The sequence below is a fragment of the Flavobacterium tyrosinilyticum genome (assembly GCF_023656565.1).
GTDB lineage: Bacteria > Bacteroidota > Bacteroidia > Flavobacteriales > Flavobacteriaceae > Flavobacterium > Flavobacterium tyrosinilyticum.
This window is the reverse complement of record NZ_JAMOKG010000003.1, coordinates 925,174-945,571: the sequence shown is the minus strand read 5'-3', so window position 1 is coordinate 945,571 and position 20,398 is coordinate 925,174. Positions and strand designations below refer to the sequence as shown.

Genomic DNA, 20,398 nt, shown 5'->3' with positions numbered 1-20,398 from the left:
AGACATTCGTAGAATTAGAAATTACCACACAAAAAATAAAAAAATGAGAAAATTTTATGAGCAGTTATTAGAAAACAATAAGAAGTGGGTTGAAACTTCATTAGCAAAAGATCCTAATTATTTTGCTGATTTGGCAAAAGGACAACAACCGCCATTATTATGGATTGGATGTTCTGATAGCCGTGTTCCTGCAAACGAAATTGTTGGTGCAAAACCAGGTGAGGTTTTTGTTCACCGTAATATTGCCAATATGGTAGTGCACTCTGATATGAACATGCTTAGTGTTCTGGATTATGCTGTAAACGTTTTGAAGGTAAAACATGTTATTGTATGCGGACATTACGGATGCGGAGGTGTAAAAGCAGCAATGGGACATCAGTCTGTTGGAATTATTGATAACTGGCTTCGTCATATTAAAGATGAATATCGTTTACATGATAAATACTTAAACTCTATTGAAGATGAAACAGAGCGTTTTAATGCTTTTGTTGAAATCAATACTAAAGAACAAGTTTACAACTTAGCAAAAACATCCATTGTGCAAAATGCTTGGAAAAATGGCCAAGACTTAATGCTTCATGGGTGGGTTTACGGATTAAATTCTGGTTTTGTAACTGACTTAGATGTAAATATCGCTTCAAATGATGAGCTAGACGAAGTTTACCAATTAGATCTTTAATAGATACAAATAGAAATCGCCCTCAAAAGGGCGATTTTTTTATTCGTTTTCGTCTAAATTCTCATTAAATGCCGATGGAAGCATTGTTGGGATAAACTTTATCAAGATTGGTAATAATAAACTTCCTCCTGGAAGTAAAAATATGGTTAACGACGGAATGGTTTTACATATGTCCAAAAGCTGTTTTTTTACCTTTTTCTTTTCCTTCGCATCCAAATCTCTTGTTGTAGAATAGGCGAGTAGCACCATCAATTCCTTACTTTGAACAATTTCTTTAATTAGCCTATTTTTGTTTCTTATGATTAATTTGACTACGCTATGTGTCATTTGGTCATAAAAATGTTTAACAGGATTTGAATAATTAAAGTACGGAATTTTCTTTTTGTGGGTTGTAATAAAAGTATTGGTTGTATCCATGCTTTGCGTTACAAAATCATCAGGAACTCCCATTGTTGAACCTAAAGAATATAGGAAATACGATTCTTCATTTTCGACAACTCCATCACTCCATAAAGCCATTCCGGCCATATCAATTAAATAGTAATGCTCTAATTCATTTTTAAAATAATCAAGATGTAAAGTCTCTAAAGTTTCAACCGTAACTTTCGAAAATTTTGAATAACGTATAGAAGCTTCAAAAAGTTTAATTAAAAGATCGTCATGCTGAGATTTTACTGTTTTGGTTTTTAAAGCCAAACCAACAATTCCAAGAACCGTTTCTTCAATTCTTTTTAAATATTTTTCAGGAATTTCTCCATGTTCTAAATATTGTCTAAAGGCCAGAACATCAATAAACAATAAAGCATTGGTCACCAAATGCGAGAAGTTTTTACTGATGATGCTGTCATTCGTCTGAACTCTCTGGTCAATAATGTTTTCCAGAGATAGTGAAGGAGTATCTTTGGGCAATAAAATTTTAAACAAATTAAATCCTTCTGGATTCATTTGCTTGTAAAACTTTAAGGCTTCAGAAATAAAATTTTTTGGTTCGGAATTTCTTTTCTCTAAACAAAAAACATGATAGAGTGTATTAAGTAAGGCAACTTTTGAAATTTCGGTTTTAAACCAGCCTTTTATTGGGATTGGAACTTGAGAATCTATGGCAATAATATGACCGTAAATAAACCCCGTTTCTCTCACTTTATAGTAAAACGAATCCACAGTTTCAAAAGGAATTGCTTCTGAAAACTTCTGTTCACTAAAAAACTTATCGATCCAGCCTGGTGCTGATGGGTTAATCATGGACTTAATTTTGCTGATGCAAAGCTATGCCTTTTTCTTGTCTTAGAATTCATTTTAAAATGAAATAACCGCTAGATTTTGTTAAAAATAGCGGTTATTGATTTTTTTTTTATTTAATGATTCCTGCACAAGCAACTCTTCCTCCAGCATTTCCAGTTGGCTGGGTTGTAAAATCATCTGTTCCTGCGTGTACAATTAAGCCTTTGCCAAGAACATCTTTGTTAGAATCTCCACATCCAACGCACCATTCGTCAGTTGTTAAAGTAATAGATCCGTTCCCTTTTGCATCAGCGGTAAAGTTCCCAATATCACCTTTATGATATTCTCCAACTCCCCATTTTCCATGTTTTTTGAAAGTTGGATTCCAGTGTCCTCCAGCAGAACTTCCATCGGCAGAACTACAATCTGCTTTTTCATGAATATGGATGGCATGTACTCCAGGTTCTAATCCTGTGATTTTTGCTGTAAAAGTTACTTTGCCATTTTTTTCAACAAAAGTAGCAGTTCCGGCAACTTTACTATTGCTTTTTGGCTCTAATGCAACAGTTAGAGTTTTAGCATCATTTGATTTGTTATTTGTTTTACAGCCAATGATTAAGGCGGTAATTATAGCGAAAGAAACAATTAGTTTTTTCATATCTACGGGCATTTTAATTAAAGATTAAGTAAATTTAACATAAAATAACGGATTTGATTGACTCTAAAAGTTAAAAAAAAGTCAAACTATACGTTATAATTTGATGTTGATTGAGTTAAAACCCAAAAATATTGTTTAAATTCGTGTAGGTTTTTAACGAATAATTTCTGAAAACCATTTATCTAATTCGCTCACATTTAATCCTTAATGTTATGATGAAAAAGATTTTTACCTTCGTTTTTTTTAGTTCGTTTTTAATTTCCTGCAAATGCGCAAAAACGGATGCAGTTTCTAAGCTTGATGGAACTTGGGAATTGAATTATATTTCTGGACCACGAATTACTTTTGAAGGATTATATCCAAATAAAAAACCAACTATAAAATTTGATGCCAAAGCAAATCAGGTTTCTGGTAACGCTAGTTGTAATTCATATACAGGAAAATTGATTGTTGATGGCAACAAAATTGATTTTACTCAGCCAATGGCAGTAACGAAAATGATGTGTTTGGATGGATTGCAAGGTGAGCAAACTTATTTGAGTACGCTTCAGAAAATAACTTCTTACGATATTACAGATGATGGTAAGACTTTAAACTTTATTTCTGGCGATATTGCTTTGATGCGTTTTACTAAAAAATAGACCTATGAAAACTACATTATCTATTTTACTGATACTGATAAATGTTATTAGTTTTTCAGTTTCTGCACAAGAAAAGACAAAAAAAGAACTCAAGCAAGAAAGAGAATTAAAGAAACAAAACGAAATTAAAGCTCTTATAGATTCTCAAAACTTTGTTTTTGAGGCTCAAAAAGCTACACCTCAAGGAGGTCGATTACTTCAATTGGACTATAATACGTATTTTTTAAAGTTTAAGGCCGATAATGCAACTTGTGATCTTCCTTTCTTCGGACGTGGTTATAATGTTGGCTATAATAGTGATGGCGGAATAAAATTTGAAGGTAAGCCCGAGAACGTTAAAGTCGAAAATAAAAAAAATAATACTATTCTAAAAGCAACAGTAAGAGGTGTTAGTGATGTATACGATTTAACGTTTTCTATTTTTTATAACGGAAACACAACACTTTCTGTAAGCAGTAATAATCGAGGTCCAATTAGTTATGATGGAGTGATATATGCTCCAAAAACAGCAGAGAAACAATGATGTAATTCAATACTAAACTTGTCGCAAATTCGTCTGAATATATGGTAAGAATCTTTTTATGGTTATTAAAGTGGCGGTTTTCGGTTTTGTTTTTCTTTTTTGGTGTATTCAAAACGTGGGGTCAGGATTTGGAACCCAGAGCTTATGCTAATGTTCCTAAAGGTCTAAAAGTAATTGCAGCAGGTTATGTTTTCATGAATGGAAATGTACTCACAGATCCTTCTCTACCCATAAAAGATTTTACACTTAAAAGCCACAATATGGCTGTAAATTATATCAAAACTTTTGGGTTGGCAGATAAACTGGCTCGTATACAGGTAGGACTGCCTTTTACTTTTATGGACGGATCTGCTGTAATCAGTGATCAGCTGGTAACAGGTTCAAGAACTGGTTTTGCAGATATGAAAGTACGTTTTGGAATTAATTTGCTAGGTTCTCCTGCACTTGATAAATCTGAATTCAGAAGTTTTGAGCAAAAAACAATTCTTGGAGTCAGTTTGGTTACTTCAATCCCAACAGGAAGGTATTATGGCGATAAACAAGTAAACATTGGAACAAACCGCTGGGCTTTTAAGCCCGAAATAGGGGTGTCGAAACGGTTTGCTCATGTTTATGCTGAGGCCTATGGCGGGGTGTGGTTTTATACGGATAATAATGATTATTTAGGAAAAAAATTAGAGCAAAAACCAACCTATAGCCTTCAGGCGCATGCAAGTTATTATTTTAAAAACCAAATGTGGGTTGGTTTTAATACGACTTGGTTTTTTGGAGGCCGAACTATTGCTGATGGAGTTTCAGATGAGAGTCAGATTGATAATTGGCGAGTAGGAGGAACATTTTCTACTCCAATTGCGAAAGGGCAGTCGGTCAGATTTCAATATCATATTGGAGCCTATACCAACAACGGACTAAATTATTATGCCTTGTCAGCAGTTTATCAATATTCTTTCTTTTAAGATTTTGATTATGATTTAATGTGTTTAAAATCAGTATATTTGAGTATGCATATATTTTTAAAAACAAATTTAAAATTGAAACTATGAAAAAATTAAGTCTTATTCTTATCATGGCGATAGCCTCATTTTCATCTTATGCGCAATCTTCTTATAAAGAAGATTTAGAAGTAGTACAAAGTGTTTATGGAAAATCTAAAGCTGAATTGGTAAAACAGTACATGAATTTATCTGATGCGCAGGCAACAGCTTTTACTAAAGTTTACGATAATTATGAAACGTCGCGAAAAGCTTTAGGGCAGACTAAGTTTCAATTGATAAATGATTATGCGGCTAATTATGAAACGTTAACTGATGAAAAAGCGGATCAATTGGCTAAAGCAACTTTGAAAAACCATATTGATTATGAGAAACTTTACTCTAAAACTTATAATCAGGCAAAAAAAGCGATTGGTTCTATTAATGCGGCAAAATTTATTCAGCTTGAAGTATATCTTCAAACCATAATTAGAAGCGAAATTTTAGAAGCAATTCCATTTATTGGAGAATTAGATAAGAACAAGGTTCAGTAATCTTATACGATTTATATATAAAAAAGGGAATCATTATGATTCCCTTTTTTATTATTTAGCGGTTTTAACTTTGTAAATTTCATTTACCATTCCATCACGGAAACTATCTAAAGTAAGTTCCCAAAACATAATTCCTCCTAATTTTTTTGCTTTTGCGTATTCAGCTTTTGCTTTGATAGATTTTAAATCATCTGATGTTGCAAAAGTTTTCGTTGAAGCATTGTACCAATATGGTGCTTGAGCTTTTTCATCATAAAAATATTTCCAGCCGTTTGCTTCTGTATATGTTGTAGCGTAGTTTTTAAAATCAACACCTTGAAAGTGTTCTCCAGCTTGATACAATCCGTTATTGATGTTTTCTACGTTTTTCCATTGTCTAGTATAGAATGCACCTCCAATTACTAATTTTTCAGCAGGAACGCCTGATTTTAGTAAAAACTCAACAGCTCTATCTGTAGATTCTTCTTTCGGATTTGTACTGTATAATGGTGTGTGATGACCTGTAACTTTTGAATATCCGTTTACTAAATCGTAGCTCATAATATTGATGCGGTTTACATAAGGAGCAACAGCTTTCCAATCTATAGATTCATCCAAACATTTTTGAAAACCTCCCGCAGCAAAACTTAATTCGTACTTTTTACCTAAAGTTGCACGCAATTTTTTTAATAAATCTGTAAAATTAGGTTTATCGGCTGCTTGGTATAAATGTCCAGGAAGTCCTTCAATTGATGGATATTCCCAATCTAAATCTAAACCATCAACTTTAAAATAATCGCTTACTTCTTTTACAGATTTTGCAAATTTTAAGCGTCCTTCATCCGTTGAAAATGCTTCCGAGCATGGCTCGCAACCTCCCCAGCCACCAAGAGATAAGATAATTTTAAGTTGCGGATTTTTTGCTTTAAGCGAAACCAAATGTTTGATAGTGATAGAGTCTTTAGCCGAATCAACGCTTAATTTTCCATCTTTTAAATGACAAAAACTAAAAATAATCTGATTTAATTTTCCAACTTCATATTGGTCAATAAGTTGAGAATCGCCCGTATAGTAGGCAATGATATCCATTTTTTTGTTTTTTTGTGCAAAAGTGGTTGTAATACCAAAACAAAGCAAAAAAGATGCGATTAGAGTAATTTGTTTCATTATTTTGTTTTTTATAGTTTTTAGAATGTTAAATATACTGTAATACATTTAATATTTAACATCGTAAATGCTCTAGAAAGTTAATTTTAACGAATATTTTGCAAATTTCTGCAAAAATATTGCGCCTTGTAAGTGATGTCTTTCATGGAAAATTACAAAAAAAGCCCGCGCAGTTTCGGACTTGCGCGGGCTTAAACAAATTAAAAGCTAAAAACTATCTTGATATTAGAAGCAGTAAGTGTCTTCTGCTACTAATTTTGCTGCAATTTTTTCTCTAAGTGCCACAACATTTGGCAGGTTAGTATATTTAGTGAAACGTTTAAGTCCCATCAACATCATACGTTGCTCGTCACCTTCAGCGAAAGAAGCAATTCCTTCTTTTCCTCTTAAGTTTACGATATCAACCGCTTTGTACAAGTATAATTTTGCCATAGCAATTTGCTCTTGAACTTTATCTTCGCCTTGAGCTTTTGCTAATTTTTCAGTTCTCAAAATTGTACTTTCAGCCATGTAGATTTCAATTAAGATATCAGAAGCTGCCATTAATAATTGTTGGTGAGCATCTAATTCAGGACCATATTTTTGAACAGCACTTCCTGCAACCATTAAGAAAACTTTTTTCAAGTTAGCTACGATTACTTTTTCTTCTGCAAATAATTCAGAGAAATCTGGCGTATCAAAAGATGGAATTCCCATTAATTCCTCCTGAACTTTCATTGCTGGTCCAAGTAAGTCAACGTGACCTTTCATTGCTTTTTTGATCAACATACCTACAGAAAGCATTCTGTTGATTTCGTTTGTTCCTTCGTAGATACGAGCGATACGAGCATCTCTCCAAGCACTCTCCATTGGAGTATCTTCAGAGAATCCCATTCCACCAAAAATTTGGATACCTTCGTCAGAACAAGATTGAACGTCTTCAGAAACTGCTACTTTCAAGATAGAACACTCGATAGCATATTCTTCAACACCTTTCAATTCTGCTTCTTGGTGGCTAGTTCCTTCAGCCTCGCGAGCAGCAATTCTGTCTTCGATATCTTTTGCAGCACGGTAAGAAGCACTTTCTCCAGCGTAAGCATTCGTTGCCATTTCAGCTAATTTAGAACGGATAGCTCCAAAAGATGAAATAGAAGTATTGAACTGAATTCTTTCGTTAGCATATTTTACAGCTCCAGAAGTCACTCTTCTTTGAGCATCTAAACAAGCAGCAGCCAATTTAATACGACCAACGTTCAAAGCATTCATGGCGATTTTGAAACCGTTTCCTCTTTCAGACAACATGTTTTCAACTGGAACTTTAGTCTCGTTGAAGAAAACCTGACGAGTAGAAGAAGCACGTATTCCTAATTTATGCTCTTCTTCATTCATAGAAATTCCGTTAGACGGATCATTTTCTACGATGAAACCTGTAATATTTTTATCATCTCCAATACGAGCAAAAACGATGAAAACGCTGCAGAAACCTGCATTCGAAATCCACATTTTTTGACCTGTAATTAAATAATGAGTCCCGTCTTCAGATAAAACTGCTTTAGTTTTTCCTGAGTTAGCATCAGATCCTGCGCCTGGTTCAGTTAAGCAATAAGCTCCAAACCATTCTCCAGTAGCCAATTTTGGAACGTATTTTTTCTTTTGTTCTTCAGTACCATAAAGTGTAATTGGCATAGTTCCAATTCCTGTGTGCGCACCAAAAGCAGTTGAGAAAGAACCTGTAGCACCAGAAATGTAGTCACAAACCAACATTGTAGAAACAAATCCCATTCCTAATCCACCGTATTCTTCAGGAACTGCAACTCCAAGAAGTCCTAGTTCACCAGCTTTACGCATAGATGATTCTGTATAAGCGTAATCTTTTTTCTCAAAACGATCTTTATGCGCCCATAATTCTTTGTCTACGAACTCTTTTACAGAGTCACGCATCATTAACTGCTCTTCCGAGAAATCTTCTGGTGTGAAGATGTCCTCGCATTTTGTTTCTTTAACTAAAAACTGACCACCACGAGTCACGTTTTTTTCGATTGTATCTGCCATGATTATGTTTTTTTTATATTTTGTTTTTGCTCAATCTTGTCATTTCGACGAAGGAGAAATCTCCGCAAGTAGCTCTACAACGATTGACAAACTTTGAGGATAATTGTCGCCGAGATTGCTTCGCCAGTTCGCTATCGCTCGTGTCCTCGTTCCTCGGAATGACAAACTAGATGGTTACTTTGTCGAATTACTAGTGTGATTTCTCCTTCGTCGAAATGACAAATCGGAGAGAATACTTTCTTATAACACTTCGTAAACCCCTGCAGAACCTTGTCCAGTTCCCACACACATCGAAACGATTCCATATTTATTACCTCTGCGTTTCATTTCGTCGAATAACTGAACAGAAAGTTTAGCTCCTGTACAACCTAGAGGGTGACCTAAAGCGATCGCTCCACCGTTTACGTTTACGATTTCTGGATTAATGTTTAACTCACGAGTTACTGCTAAAGCTTGTGAAGCAAAAGCTTCGTTTAATTCAATTAACTCTATATCGTTCAATGTTAATCCCGCTTGCTTTAATGCTTTCGGAATAGCTTTTACCGGACCAATACCCATGATTCTTGGCTCAACACCAGAAGAAGCAAAGTTTACAAGTCTTGCAATTGGCTCAAGATTTAATTCTTTTACCATTTCTTCGCTCATGATTAAAACGAAAGCAGCACCGTCGCTCATTTGAGAAGAGTTACCAGCAGTTACACTTCCGTCAGCAGCAAAAACTGGTTTTAAACCTGCCAAAGCTTCTTTAGAAGTTCCAGCTCTTGGTCCTTCGTCTTTGTTTACAACGTATGATTTAGTTTCTTTTTTTCCATTTTCATTGATGAAAGTCTGCTCAACAGTAATTGGAACGATTTGTTTGTCGAATTTTCCTTCTGCCTGCGCTTTCAAGGCTTTCATGTGAGAGTTGTAAGCAAACTCATCCTGATCTTCTCTGGAGATTTTGTATTGGTTAGCCACCGCCTCTGCAGTTAAACCCATTCCCCAATAGTAATCTTCGTGACCTGCAGCGGCAACTTTATAATCCGGAGTTGGTTTGTAACCTCCCATCGGAATATAACTCATACTTTCTGCACCTCCAGCAATGATACAATCCGCCATTCCTGATTGGATTTTAGCAGTTGCCATTCCGATAGTTTCTAATCCAGATGCGCAGTAACGATTTACAGTTACACCAGGAACGTCTTCCACTTTTAATCCCATCAAAGAGATCAAACGTCCAACATTAAGACCTTGTTCTGCTTCTGGCATGGCATTTCCTACCATAACGTCATCGATACGTTTTTTATCGAAATTAGGCAATTCGTCCATCATAAATTGGATCGTTTCTGCAGCTAATTCGTCAGGTCTTTTAAATCTAAAAACACCTTTTGGAGCTTTTCCAACTGCTGTTCTATATGCTTTTACTATATATGCTGTTTTCATAAATTGTTGTATTAAGATTGGAGAATTAAGTATTAAGATTTTCCAATTGTTTTGTTGATTTTATCATTGAGTGATCGTTGAAAAGAAAAATTCATATTTGATACTTCTACTAATTGATTAATAGTGGGTTGAATTAAATCTTCACTAACAAGTTTAAGTCTTTTAGCAAGTATTAATTGAGTTATTAATTCAAACGTTGAACCATTTGCTATTCCTAGAAAGTGCATAAATTCTTTGTCTGAATTTCTTCCTGAACCTTCGGCAATATTAGAAGGAATTGAAACTGCGCACTTTTTTATTTGATGGATTAAATTAAATTTTTCATCGTTTGGCAGGATTGATGAAATTTCATAAACATGAACTGCAATGTCCATTGCTTTCTGCCAAATCTTTAATTTTTCAAATTGGTGCATCTCTTAATACTTAATTCTTATTACTTGATACTAGTTTCTCAAAGGTTTTCCTTTAGTTAACATATATTGAATACGCTCCAGAGTTTTTCTTTCTGTACATAAACTCAAGAAAGCTTCACGTTCGATATCTAATAAATATTGTTCAGATACTAAAGTTGCTTCAGATAAATCACCGCCAGCCATTACATAAGCCAATTTGTTAGCGATTTTCTTATCGTGCTCAGAAATGTATTTTCCAGCCTGCATTTGATCTGTTCCAACTAAGAACATACCTAAAGCTTGTTTTCCTAAAACTTTAATATCGTTTCTTCTGATTGGCTGTGTATAACCCGCTTCAGCTAATAACAAAGCATGTTTTTTAGCTTCAGCTATTTGGCGATCTTTGTTTACTACAATAACGTCTTTTCCATGTTGAAGAAGTCCTGTATCAAAAGCTTCGTAACCAGAAGTCGAAACTTTAGCCATTGCGATTGTCAAGAAATACTCTTGAAGAACGTTCAATTCCACATCGTTTTTGCGGAATAAATCTGAAGCTCTTAAAGTCATTTCTTTAGAACCACCACCACCAGGAATAACTCCAACACCAAATTCAACTAATCCCATATACGTTTCTGCAGCAGCAACTACTTTATCAGCATGTAAGCTCATTTCGCATCCACCACCAAAAGTCATTCCGTGAGGCGCAACAACAACTGGAATAGAAGAGTAACGAACGCGCATCATGGTGTCCTGGAACAATTTAATCGCCATGTTCAATTCGTCATATTCCTGCTCAACCGCCATCATGAAAATCATTCCGATATTAGCACCAACAGAGAAATTTGCTGCCTGATTACCAATAACTAAACCTTGATATTCTTTTTCAGATAAGTCGATTGCTTTATTGATAGCTTGAAGAACATCACCACCAATTGTATTCATTTTAGATTGGAATTCTAAATTTAAGATTCCGTCTCCTAAATCCTGAATGATTGCACCACTGTTGCTCCAAACTTTTTTGCTTTCGCGGATGTTGTTTAGGATAATGAATGAATCTTGTCCAGGAACTTTAACTTGTGATTTTGTTGGAATGTTATAGAAATAAGTCGCCCCTTCTTTTACAGAATAGAAACTTTCGCTTCCAGAAGCCAACATTTCAGTAACCCATGCAGCTGGCTCTAAACCTTCTGCTTTCATGATTTCAATTCCTTTGGCAACACCAATTGCATCCCAGATTTCGAATGGACCATTTTCCCATCCAAAACCAGCTTTCATGGCATCGTCAATTTTATATAATTCGTCTGAGATTTCAGGAACTCTGTTTGAAACGTAAGCAAACATTCCGGCGAAACTCTTACGGTAGAATTCTCCCGCTTTGTCTGTTCCTTTTACTAAAACTTTAAAACGATTGATAGGTTTATCAATAGTTTTAGTTAATTCAAGCGTAGCAAAATTTGCTTTTTTTGCAGCGCGGTATTCTAATGTATCTAAGTCTAAAGAAAGAATATCTTTATCTACTTTTTTATAAAAACCTTGTCCAGTTTTGCTTCCTAACCAATTGTTTTCCATCATTTTATTGATGAAATCAGGAAGTTTGAACAATTCGTGTTGTTCGTCATTCGGGCAGTTTTCGTAAATACCATTAGCAACGTGTACCAAAGTATCCAAACCAACAACGTCAACCGTACGGAAAGTAGCCGATTTTGGACGACCAATTACTGGTCCAGTCAATTTATCAACTTCTTCAATTGTTAATCCCATTTCTTTAACTAAATGGAATAAACTTTGGATTCCGTAAATACCAATTCTGTTTCCAATAAACGCCGGAGTATCTTTAGCCACAACCGAAGTTTTTCCTAAGAATTTAGATCCGTATTCGTTTAAGAAATCCAATACTTCAGTTGAAGTTTTTGGACCAGGAATAATTTCAAATAATTTTAAGTAACGCGCAGGGTTAAAAAAGTGAGTTCCGCAGAAGTGTTGTTGGAAATCTTCGCTTCTTCCTTCACTCATAAAGTGAATTGGAATACCAGAAGTATTAGAAGTAACCAAAGTTCCTGGTTTACGGAATTTCTCGATTTGTTCAAAAACTAATTTCTTAATGTCTAAACGCTCAACAACAACTTCGATAATCCAGTCAACATTAGCAATTTTTGCCATATCATCTGTCGTGTTTCCAGTCGTAATTCTATTTGCGAATTTCTGACTGTAAATAGGAGATGGTTTTGATTTTAATGAATTCGCCAAATGTTCGTTTACCACACGGTTGCGAACGGCTTTACTTTCAAGTGTTAATCCTTTTTTAGCTTCAGCTTCGGTCAGTTCACGCGGTACAATGTCCAGAAGTAAAACTTCGACACCAATGTTAGCAAAATGACAAGCTATACCTGAACCCATAATTCCGGATCCAATTACAGCAACTTTTTTAATTGTGCGTTTCATACTTGTTATTATTTGTTTGTAGGAGAAAATAAATGCTTTTAAAAACTATTTATTTTCTGTGTTTTCTGTGTGATTAAATATGTTTTTATCGTGAATCAGTTCATTGATAATTTCAGAAACTTCGATAAAATGATTCAGTTTTTCTTCCGAAACATGTTTTCTTACCATTTCATTAAACTTCAGAACTGTATTTTTAGATAAATCTCTTTTTTCTTTCCCAAAATCGGTCAGATAGATTAAAACACCTCTTCCGTCGCTTGGGTTTTTTTTGCGAACAATCAAACCTTTTTCTTCCATAGATTTTAAGGTTCTTGTCAAGCTGGTGGCTTCCATGCCCATTCTCGGACCCAAAGCGGTTGACGGAGTTCCTTCTTCCTTGTCCATACTTAAAAGAGCAAATCCTGTCGCCATTGTTGCATCATATTTAGCCGCTTCTTCATTATACATTCTTGAAACAGCTTGCCATGTCGCTCTTAAAATATAATCTATCGTTTTGTCTTTCATAGGTAACTATATCGATTTCAAATATAATTAAAAAATACTATGCATGCATATAATTTTTTAATAAATTTTTGGTTAGTTATAAAATATCCCTGATTTAAAGGGTTTTGGTAGTTTATTTTAAGTGAAATATACTATTCTTTTTTTAGATTTTAACATTTTTAATGCGGTAAAAATCTTTTTTTAATTTTTAAAAAGCATTTATTTCTGTATTCTGTAAAAAATCATGCATTTATTTCAGTTGGTTTTTCAGAATCGTAACGTGAAATTGCCTCCTGAAGTGTCTTTTTCATACGATTTCTCAGACTCTCAGGTCTTAAAATTTCCAGACAGCTTCCAAAACCTAGAAGGAGTCTTTCCATCTCGTAATTGGGTATTACATATATATGTATAATAACACTCCCGTCTTCATTTTCCTTAATTAATCGCTGAGACGTGTGCAAAGGTTTAGTGAGTACATAAGGGGCATTCGAAGCATCGACCCATAATTCAATTCGTCTTGCATTCAATCCCGAATTTACTGTAACACCAATTACATCTTTGTAATAAATGTCAGCGTCAAAATCTTCTTCTAAATAAGGAAGATTAAAATCGTAATCAATAGAAATGATTCTGTCCAAAGCCAAATTGGTAATAGGCTGTGATGCTTTTTTCTTTCCGATTAAAAACCAGCGATTATTAAATTCTTTTAGTATAAAAGGATGAAAATGGAATTTCGTTTCTTCTCTTGATTTAAAAGATTTATAAGTAATAATGAGAACCATTTTCTTGATAATCGCCTGATAAATTTCGTCTAGATAATGAAGCCCTTTTAGTTTTTCGTTTTTATCCAGATAAATAACAGGTTTGGTATGTGATTTTTCGGCGTAGATTTTATCTTCCAGTCGCTGTAAAATATCCGAAACATCATTAAATAAAGAGAAATCTTTAAACTGTTTCAACATCGAAACCGTTTCTGTCAAAACATTCATGTCTGTTTCCGTCAGAGGAATATCGGTTATCGAAAAATCTTCGTCTTCATATTTATAATACTTTTTATCGTAAACCACGATTGGGGCATTGTAACCCAATTTCTCACTTCGCATCAGCTGAATATCCATCTGAATGGTTCGCTTGCTAATTGGATTTTGTCTTCCTTCATATTCAAATAAAGCTTCAGAACAGCATTCGATTAAATCTTCGAGTGTCCATTGCCTATATTTGTTCTGCAGACATTTATCGATGGTTTTATATCGGATTAGGGCGTTTTTGTTTTGTGACATTTTTGTGTTGTTTTGCCACAAAGGCGCGAAGGCGCAAAGTTTTTTAATTCAATGATTATTAAGATTTGTTTCACGCAGATTAAAAATGATTTAGGCAGATTCAGCAGATTATTTTAAAAATAAAATCTTTTTAGATCTGCTCAAATCTGTAAAATCTGCGTGAAACAAAAAAACTTTGCGACTTTGCGACTTTGCGAGATTCAATTTTTAGCTTAATAACTTTATTTCTTTCTCAATATTAGCCCGAGCTTTTCCCTCATATAAATTCCTAAATTCCTCGGTCTGAAAAATAAATTCGTTTTCCAGAAAATGCTTCAACGCTTTGGCACGTCCGGGTTTGTATAGAAAATCAGGATAAATGCGATATTCTTTTCTAATCTGTTCGAAGTAGATTTTATAATTGTCCCAATCTTTAGCAAGGATTTTCAAATCAAAATCGATTAACCAATTGATATCTTCGATGGCATTGTATTGATGTTGTTGTGTTGCACAAATCGCATCAAAGACCAATTGTTTATTTATATTGATATTTTCAGGTAAAATGGCCAAAGCATATTCCGCACTTTTGAGTTCGTTATCTTTTTTAGAAGCCGAATACACAAAATCATGATAAAAGATTGAAAATAATATTTCATCTGGATTTTGAAGTTTGTCTTTATAAATTTCAAAACTGGCAATCATTTCTTTTAAATGGGTAAGATTATGGTAATGCCTTGATTTTTTGGAATATGCCTTTTCTAAATTCAACCAGTTTTGCTGAACTTCATTTGCTGAAAAGCCAATGTCCAAAAGTAAATCAGAATATATTTTCTCTAAATTCATGCTGTTTTTTACTCAAATTTAAAATTCTTTTTTTACTGCGCAAAATAATTGCGTAGTAGTTTTGAAATCTTTGCTCAGGAAATAAAACAAATAGTATTTCTGAAAAATTGAACAAAGATTTAACTACGCAAAATAACTGCGTACTAGTTTTGAAATCTTTGTTCAAGAAATAAAAACAAACGTTCATAGAAATAAAAAAAGAATAAAACAGGTCAAGTTTGAGTTACTTCGAAAACACTTTCCAATGTACCACTTATACCATTACCTTTTTATTTTATAATCATAATTGGGGCAGTAGCTCAGCGGTTAGAGCAGGTAGTTTTGAAATTATCCATCAAAGGTCAATCAAAATTTACTTCTTACACTTTTAATGTCCGGGTCGTGGGTTCGAATCCCACCTGCTCCACAATTAATGGTCAATTAAAACTTACTTCAGAACACGGCTACTTTCGGTTCGAATCCGAACATAGTTTTAAAATCATCATTAAAAAAAAGAGGGTCAAAATTAGCTTACTTCTCGGGGAAACCCACAAACCAATTTGAATCAGCTAATTCATTACACTCCAATTTCAGGTCAAGTGTTTCTTACTTCAAAAATCTTTTAGGTAGAACTCAGAAACGCAATTATCTAAATTTTAAAAATTAAAAAAATGAAAACAAAAGAATTATTAAAAATCAGTTTACGTCAAAATGCAATTTTCATTCCATCAGAAATGATTACGAATGATATTAAAAATTTATCAGGAACAACATCAGTTTTGTTAGCCAATGTTTCAAAACTTGGATTTACATTTTCTGAATCATTGCTTCATGCTTTAAACAACGTAAACCCAAAATATAAAATCGAGGTTTTAGAAGTTTTAAGAGAAGTGCTAGGAACAGATAAAAACTGGACGCCATTGGTGAAAGAATGGAATGTTCCAACTAATGAATCTGTTATAGATCATATTATCACGTATTTTGGAAACGTTTTTAAAACAAAAAACGGAACGACTTTACAATGTGGACATATTATCCCTGATAATACTTTTCCATTAGAAAGATACAACGGTTGTCCGTTCTGCGGAACTCCGTTTGAATTTGGAAAACTGGAAAATATCGGTCAAGGAAGCAAATTGAAAATGCTTGAATTATGGACAGAAAAAGATTTGAATGATTTCTATATATCATTATTACAATCTAAAACCGCTTTAGACGCTACTCAGGTAGATAGTTTAAAAATGGCGATGCAGTATTTGCCTTTGCCAAAAACAGAAGTGGCAATGAAGGAAACTTTAATGCTGGTGATTGATCTTTTGATTGAAAATGGTAAAGAAGAGGAAGCGTCTCAGTTTCTAAAAACACCAACAGATATTTTACGATACTTGTGGTATAAAAACACAGGAATGCTCCAAATTATTGAGCCAAAAACGATTATCAAAAGAACATCAAAAAATGCACAGCATTTCCATAATGTTTTAGATACAAGCGTTCAGGCAAGAATTGCATCTCAAAAAGATTTGAAACTAAAATATTCTCGAAAAGAATGTTTAATGGTGGCAAATTGGTTGAATAATATGAGCATGGACGTTGAAGCTATGTGCGAAACCATGCATCCAAAAAGAGGAATGTGGGTTCGTTTTATCCGAGCTTTGCGTTTGGCAGAATACAGCAAAAGAAAAGGGTTTGAGAAATTGAACTTTTTAATGGATGTATTCTACAACCAAGTGTACGATGTTTGGCAAAGCAAAGTAGATTCATCAAGATTAAAATTTGATGCCGATAAAACATTTGCTTTATTGAAACAGCGTCCAGGATTGTTTGCACGTTCGTTATTTTCGAACATGCTATGGTTTGGAGCAGAGGAAACGATTGCCCATTTTGAAGAAATCATCGATAAAGTTCCAGCTCGATTGGTGTTTACTTTAAACATGTATGCTCAAAATTATTTTGATAAAAACATGCAGAGAAGTGTGAAACCTTTGGGAGGAACAAACAAACGAATTGAACCTAACGGTTTGTTGAAATTGTACGAAGATTTTCAGTTGGAAGCAATGAAAAACCAAATCGAAGAATTGTGTCTTTTGGCTATGAAAAAACGATTTGCAAAAATTGCGAATACCAACAAAACCATCTATATCGATCCGCAATTGTTTAACATTCCGGTTTCTATAGGAGATCGAAGCGAAACGGTTCAGGATTTGCCAGTTGCTTTAATGGGAACACGTTTCCCAATTGAAGGAAACGAAGTGCGATTGTTCATGCAATGGGGTAAAGATTTGCCAGCACAGCATTTAGATATGGATTTGAGCTGTCATATCGCTTATGAAGATAAAGCCGATATTTGTTCTTTCAGCCGATTAACCACAACAGGTTGTCAGCATAGTGGAGATATCCGAAGCATTCCAAATAAAATTGGAACAGCCGAATATATCAACATTAATATCGACGAATTGGCGAAAGCCAAAGCGAAATTTGTAACTTTTACTTGCAACGCGTACAGCAACGGAAGTATTACGCCAAATTTAGTTGTAGGTTGGATGAGCAGCAAACACCCGATGAAAATTTCGGAGAAAACTGGTGTAGCATACGATCCGTCGTGTGTAGATCATCAGGTTCGTGTGACGCAAAATGTTGCCAAAGGTTTGGTTTTTGGAGTGTTGGATGTAGCCAAAAGAGAAATCGTTTGGTTAGAGATGACTTTCGGAGGTCAGGTCGTAGGTGGATTGGATTTCAAAGGCGTTCAGGCGTTATTGTCAAAACTAAACAGCAAATTGAATATTGGTAGTTTGTTACAGCTTAAAGCGGAAGCTCAAGGTTTGACCATCACCGAAAATGAAATTGCCGATGAGGTTTACACAGCGCAATGGGCCATGAATCCAGCGGTTGTTACACAGTTGTTGGTAGATTAGTGGCAAAGTAACAAAGTAACAAAGTAACAAAGTGACAAAGGTTTTTGTAGAGGCGCACTGCTGTGCGTCTCCGCAAAGATTGGTAAATTTAATCTCGCAAAGACGCGAAGTCGCGGAGTTTTTTTTGCCACAGATTATGAGGATTAAAAAGATTATTATAAATCTACAGAATCTGCAATCCCGATAGCTATCGGGAGCAGGAAAAAATTTTTGAGGTTACAGTAACCACACAATTTGTCATTTCGACCGAAGGGAGAAATCACACGCGAGATTCGACAAAGATTGGAGACGTTCTGTGCGGAGTTTCTAGTGTGATTTCTCCTTACGTCGAAATGACAAAAAAAGAGAAAATCATTTTAATCCTCATAATCTGTGGCTTAAAAAAGAAAAACCTTTGCGACTCTGCGACTTTGCGAGAACTATCTCTTCGTAGAGCAAAAAAAACTTGGAATTAAATGTATCTACGCAAAATAATTGCGCAGTAGCAATTAACCTTTGTACTATCAAAATAGAAACACAAATGAAAACACAAATAAACGGTACAGATATATTAGAATTAGGATTCCCAGAAGGAAAAATAATAGGGATTGCCTTAAAAATAAACAGCAAAAGAAACGGATTCACAAGAGACGAAATGATTGCAAATTTCAAAAACGTCTTAGAAACTCCGGAGAATTATATAGACGATAAAATCTTCAGCAAACTGGCTGTTGCTTTAATCGAGAAATCGAATGAAAAACCAGAAGATTTCATTGCTTTAAACGAAAATCCGAATGCGTATTCAGCTTACGGATTAGATCATATCGAAGACGGAGCCAGAAAACAAATGGAAGTTGCCATGAAACTGCCTGTGACGGTTGCCGGAGCTTTAATGCCAGACGCGCATCAAGGTTACGGATTACCGATTGGCGGGGTTCTAGCCACAAAAAATGCCATTATTCCGTATGGTGTTGGTGTCGATATTGGGTGTAGAATGGCGTTATCGGTTTATGATATTCCAGAAGATTTTTACTTTGAAAACGAAGCCAAGTTCAAAAAAGAATTAATTGCCAATTCTATTTTTGGAGCAGGTCACGGATTTCACGGTCAGTACAAATCAGATCATGCGGTTTTGGAGAATGAAACTTTCAATATGAATCCGTTTGTGAAGAATTTGAAAGATAAAGCTTGGTCACAATTAGGATCTTCGGGTGGTGGAAATCACTTTGTTGAATTCGGAATCATGGAATTTGCACAAAACGATGCGGTTTTGAATATCCCAAAAGGAAAATACGTCGCTTTGTTAACGCATTCCGGTTCACGTGGAATGGGAGCCACAATTGCGGGACATTATACTAGAATCGCCAAAGACGAATGTAAACTTCCAGAAGTGGCAAAAAACTTAGCGTATTTAGATATGAATTCGCAATTAGGACAAGAATATTGGCTGGCGATGAATTTGGCGGGAGATTACGCTTCGGCTTGTCACGAGATTATCCATAACAAAATGGAACGCGCTTTGGGTGCGACGATTTTAGCCAAAGTCGAAAACCACCATAATTTTGCTTGGAAAGAAATCTGGAACGGCGAAGAAGTGATTGTGCATAGAAAAGGAGCAACTCCAGCCGGAAAAGGCGTTATGGGAATCATTCCGGGAAGTATGACCGCACCGGGATTTTTGGTGAGAGGAAAAGGCGAGGAGAACGCCATTAATTCGGCTTCGCATGGAGCAGGAAGACAAATGAGCAGAACTCAGGCCATAAAAAACATCACACAATCTGAAATGAAATCGATCCTGAGAGATCATGGTGTTACGCTTATCGGTGCGGGTCTAGACGAAGCTCCAATGGCCTATAAAGATATCAATCAGGTTATGGAAGCGCAACAGGATTTAGTAGATGTGGTTGCCAAGTTTACACCGAAACTGGTTCGAATGGCAGATGATGGGAGCAAAGAGGACTAGTGTTCAGTTTTTAGTGTTCAGTCACGATCTCAGTTTTCAGTGTAGAGGCGCACTGCAGTGCGTCTAACACTTTGTGATAATTTTAACCGCAAAGAGCGCTAAGAATTACGCGAAGGTCGCAAAGAATTTTTCTGCGCAAAGTTTGTCATTTCGACCGAAGGGAGAAATCACACGCGGGATTCGACAAAGATTGGCGACATTCTGTGCGGAGTTTCTAGTGAGATTTCTCCTCCGTCGAAATGACAAACTTTGTGGTTAAAGATTTTTTCACGCAGATTTAAAAAGATTTAAGCAGATGTT

17 protein-coding genes and 1 tRNA gene are annotated in these 20,398 nt (G+C 35.1%); 8 read left to right on the top strand and 10 right to left on the bottom strand.

Going from position 1 to position 20,398, the window contains the following annotated elements; all coding sequences use genetic code 11:
• The first annotated feature begins 43 nt into the window (after positions 1 to 43).
• The gene (gene can, locus NCC77_RS18380) at positions 44 to 679 is read left to right on the top strand and encodes a carbonate dehydratase (protein ID WP_250836898.1); all 636 of its coding nucleotides are present in this window, start codon (positions 44 to 46) and stop codon (positions 677 to 679) included.
• A 39-nt stretch (positions 680 to 718) separates the two neighbouring features.
• On the opposite strand, the gene NCC77_RS18375 is transcribed toward can, so the two are convergent.
• Both NCC77_RS18375 and NCC77_RS18370 read right to left on the bottom strand, forming a co-directional pair.
• Complete coding sequence (locus NCC77_RS18375; protein WP_250836897.1) at positions 719 to 1,921, bottom strand: LETM1-related biofilm-associated protein; 1,203 nt, start codon at positions 1,919 to 1,921, stop codon at positions 719 to 721.
• 109 nt (positions 1,922 to 2,030) lie between these two features.
• Entirely contained in the window at positions 2,031 to 2,558 is a 528-nt protein-coding gene (locus NCC77_RS18370; RefSeq protein ID WP_008468500.1) for a superoxide dismutase family protein, read from the bottom strand.
• A 212-nt stretch (positions 2,559 to 2,770) separates the two neighbouring features.
• On the opposite strand from NCC77_RS18370, the gene NCC77_RS18365 reads away from it, so the two are divergent.
• The 4 genes from NCC77_RS18365 (at position 2,771) to NCC77_RS18350 (ending at position 5,247) form a co-directional block, all read left to right on the top strand.
• The gene (locus NCC77_RS18365; RefSeq protein WP_250836896.1) at positions 2,771 to 3,199 is read left to right on the top strand and encodes an META domain-containing protein; all 429 of its coding nucleotides are present in this window, start codon (positions 2,771 to 2,773) and stop codon (positions 3,197 to 3,199) included.
• 4 nt (positions 3,200 to 3,203) lie between these two features.
• The gene (locus NCC77_RS18360) at positions 3,204 to 3,722 is read left to right on the top strand and encodes a DUF4251 domain-containing protein (protein WP_250836895.1); all 519 of its coding nucleotides are present in this window, start codon (positions 3,204 to 3,206) and stop codon (positions 3,720 to 3,722) included.
• 41 nt (positions 3,723 to 3,763) lie between these two features.
• Positions 3,764 to 4,678, top strand: a complete 915-nt coding sequence (locus tag NCC77_RS18355; protein WP_250836894.1) for a transporter — start codon at positions 3,764 to 3,766, stop codon at positions 4,676 to 4,678.
• Between the two features lie 83 nt (positions 4,679 to 4,761).
• Entirely contained in the window at positions 4,762 to 5,247 is a 486-nt protein-coding gene (locus tag NCC77_RS18350) for a hypothetical protein (protein WP_250836893.1), read from the top strand.
• 51 nt (positions 5,248 to 5,298) lie between these two features.
• Here the strand turns inward: NCC77_RS18350 and NCC77_RS18345 are convergent, their stop codons facing one another.
• The 8 genes from NCC77_RS18345 to NCC77_RS18310 all read right to left on the bottom strand — a co-directional run bounded on the left by NCC77_RS18345 (position 5,299) and on the right by NCC77_RS18310 (position 15,265).
• On the bottom strand, positions 5,299 to 6,393 hold the full coding sequence (locus tag NCC77_RS18345) for a glycoside hydrolase family 18 protein (protein WP_250836892.1): 1,095 nt from the start codon (positions 6,391 to 6,393) through the stop codon (positions 5,299 to 5,301).
• A 225-nt stretch (positions 6,394 to 6,618) separates the two neighbouring features.
• A complete protein-coding gene (locus NCC77_RS18340) occupies positions 6,619 to 8,424 on the bottom strand; it encodes an acyl-CoA dehydrogenase FadE (protein WP_250836891.1) in 1,806 nt (601 codons plus the stop codon).
• Positions 8,425 to 8,664: 240 nt separating this feature from the next.
• Positions 8,665 to 9,846 carry a thiolase family protein gene (locus NCC77_RS18335; RefSeq protein ID WP_198856475.1) on the bottom strand — a complete coding sequence of 394 codons (1,182 nt, stop codon included), beginning with the start codon at positions 9,844 to 9,846 and terminating at the stop codon, positions 8,665 to 8,667.
• Between the two features lie 32 nt (positions 9,847 to 9,878).
• A complete protein-coding gene (locus NCC77_RS18330; protein WP_250836890.1) occupies positions 9,879 to 10,259 on the bottom strand; it encodes a four helix bundle protein in 381 nt (126 codons plus the stop codon).
• Between the two features lie 30 nt (positions 10,260 to 10,289).
• Positions 10,290 to 12,680 (bottom strand): 3-hydroxyacyl-CoA dehydrogenase/enoyl-CoA hydratase family protein, encoded by a 2,391-nt coding sequence (locus NCC77_RS18325; protein ID WP_250836889.1) that lies wholly within the window; start codon positions 12,678 to 12,680, stop codon positions 10,290 to 10,292.
• A gap of 45 nt (positions 12,681 to 12,725) precedes the next feature.
• Positions 12,726 to 13,184 carry a MarR family winged helix-turn-helix transcriptional regulator gene (locus NCC77_RS18320; protein WP_250836888.1) on the bottom strand — a complete coding sequence of 153 codons (459 nt, stop codon included), beginning with the start codon at positions 13,182 to 13,184 and terminating at the stop codon, positions 12,726 to 12,728.
• Between the two features lie 221 nt (positions 13,185 to 13,405).
• Positions 13,406 to 14,443 carry a helix-turn-helix transcriptional regulator gene (locus NCC77_RS18315; RefSeq protein WP_250836887.1) on the bottom strand — a complete coding sequence of 346 codons (1,038 nt, stop codon included), beginning with the start codon at positions 14,441 to 14,443 and terminating at the stop codon, positions 13,406 to 13,408.
• A 207-nt stretch (positions 14,444 to 14,650) separates the two neighbouring features.
• On the bottom strand, positions 14,651 to 15,265 hold the full coding sequence (locus tag NCC77_RS18310) for an HD domain-containing protein (protein WP_250836886.1): 615 nt from the start codon (positions 15,263 to 15,265) through the stop codon (positions 14,651 to 14,653).
• 288 nt (positions 15,266 to 15,553) lie between these two features.
• On the opposite strand from NCC77_RS18310, the gene NCC77_RS18305 reads away from it, so the two are divergent.
• The 3 genes from NCC77_RS18305 to NCC77_RS18295 all read left to right on the top strand — a co-directional run bounded on the left by NCC77_RS18305 (position 15,554) and on the right by NCC77_RS18295 (position 20,098).
• A tRNA-OTHER gene (locus tag NCC77_RS18305) sits at positions 15,554 to 15,671 on the top strand.
• A 244-nt stretch (positions 15,672 to 15,915) separates the two neighbouring features.
• A complete protein-coding gene (locus NCC77_RS18300; protein ID WP_250836885.1) occupies positions 15,916 to 18,156 on the top strand; it encodes a hypothetical protein in 2,241 nt (746 codons plus the stop codon).
• Positions 18,157 to 18,676: 520 nt separating this feature from the next.
• On the top strand, positions 18,677 to 20,098 hold the full coding sequence (locus NCC77_RS18295) for an RtcB family protein (protein ID WP_250836884.1): 1,422 nt from the start codon (positions 18,677 to 18,679) through the stop codon (positions 20,096 to 20,098).
• Positions 20,099 to 20,398 lie beyond the last annotated feature (300 nt).

Coding starts and splice junctions, on each gene's coding strand:
- can (WP_250836898.1), top strand. CDS start 44: ATGAGAAAATTTTATGAGCAGTTATTAGAAAACAATAAGAAGTGGGTT.
- NCC77_RS18375 (WP_250836897.1), bottom strand. CDS start 1,921: ATGATTAACCCATCAGCACCAGGCTGGATCGATAAGTTTTTTAGTGAA.
- NCC77_RS18370 (WP_008468500.1), bottom strand. CDS start 2,558: ATGAAAAAACTAATTGTTTCTTTCGCTATAATTACCGCCTTAATCATT.
- NCC77_RS18365 (WP_250836896.1), top strand. CDS start 2,771: ATGATGAAAAAGATTTTTACCTTCGTTTTTTTTAGTTCGTTTTTAATT.
- NCC77_RS18360 (WP_250836895.1), top strand. CDS start 3,204: ATGAAAACTACATTATCTATTTTACTGATACTGATAAATGTTATTAGT.
- NCC77_RS18355 (WP_250836894.1), top strand. CDS start 3,764: ATGGTAAGAATCTTTTTATGGTTATTAAAGTGGCGGTTTTCGGTTTTG.
- NCC77_RS18350 (WP_250836893.1), top strand. CDS start 4,762: ATGAAAAAATTAAGTCTTATTCTTATCATGGCGATAGCCTCATTTTCA.
- NCC77_RS18345 (WP_250836892.1), bottom strand. CDS start 6,393: ATGAAACAAATTACTCTAATCGCATCTTTTTTGCTTTGTTTTGGTATT.
- NCC77_RS18340 (WP_250836891.1), bottom strand. CDS start 8,424: ATGGCAGATACAATCGAAAAAAACGTGACTCGTGGTGGTCAGTTTTTA.
- NCC77_RS18335 (WP_198856475.1), bottom strand. CDS start 9,846: ATGAAAACAGCATATATAGTAAAAGCATATAGAACAGCAGTTGGAAAA.
- NCC77_RS18330 (WP_250836890.1), bottom strand. CDS start 10,259: ATGCACCAATTTGAAAAATTAAAGATTTGGCAGAAAGCAATGGACATT.
- NCC77_RS18325 (WP_250836889.1), bottom strand. CDS start 12,680: ATGAAACGCACAATTAAAAAAGTTGCTGTAATTGGATCCGGAATTATG.
- NCC77_RS18320 (WP_250836888.1), bottom strand. CDS start 13,184: ATGAAAGACAAAACGATAGATTATATTTTAAGAGCGACATGGCAAGCT.
- NCC77_RS18315 (WP_250836887.1), bottom strand. CDS start 14,443: ATGTCACAAAACAAAAACGCCCTAATCCGATATAAAACCATCGATAAA.
- NCC77_RS18310 (WP_250836886.1), bottom strand. CDS start 15,265: ATGAATTTAGAGAAAATATATTCTGATTTACTTTTGGACATTGGCTTT.
- NCC77_RS18300 (WP_250836885.1), top strand. CDS start 15,916: ATGAAAACAAAAGAATTATTAAAAATCAGTTTACGTCAAAATGCAATT.
- NCC77_RS18295 (WP_250836884.1), top strand. CDS start 18,677: ATGAAAACACAAATAAACGGTACAGATATATTAGAATTAGGATTCCCA.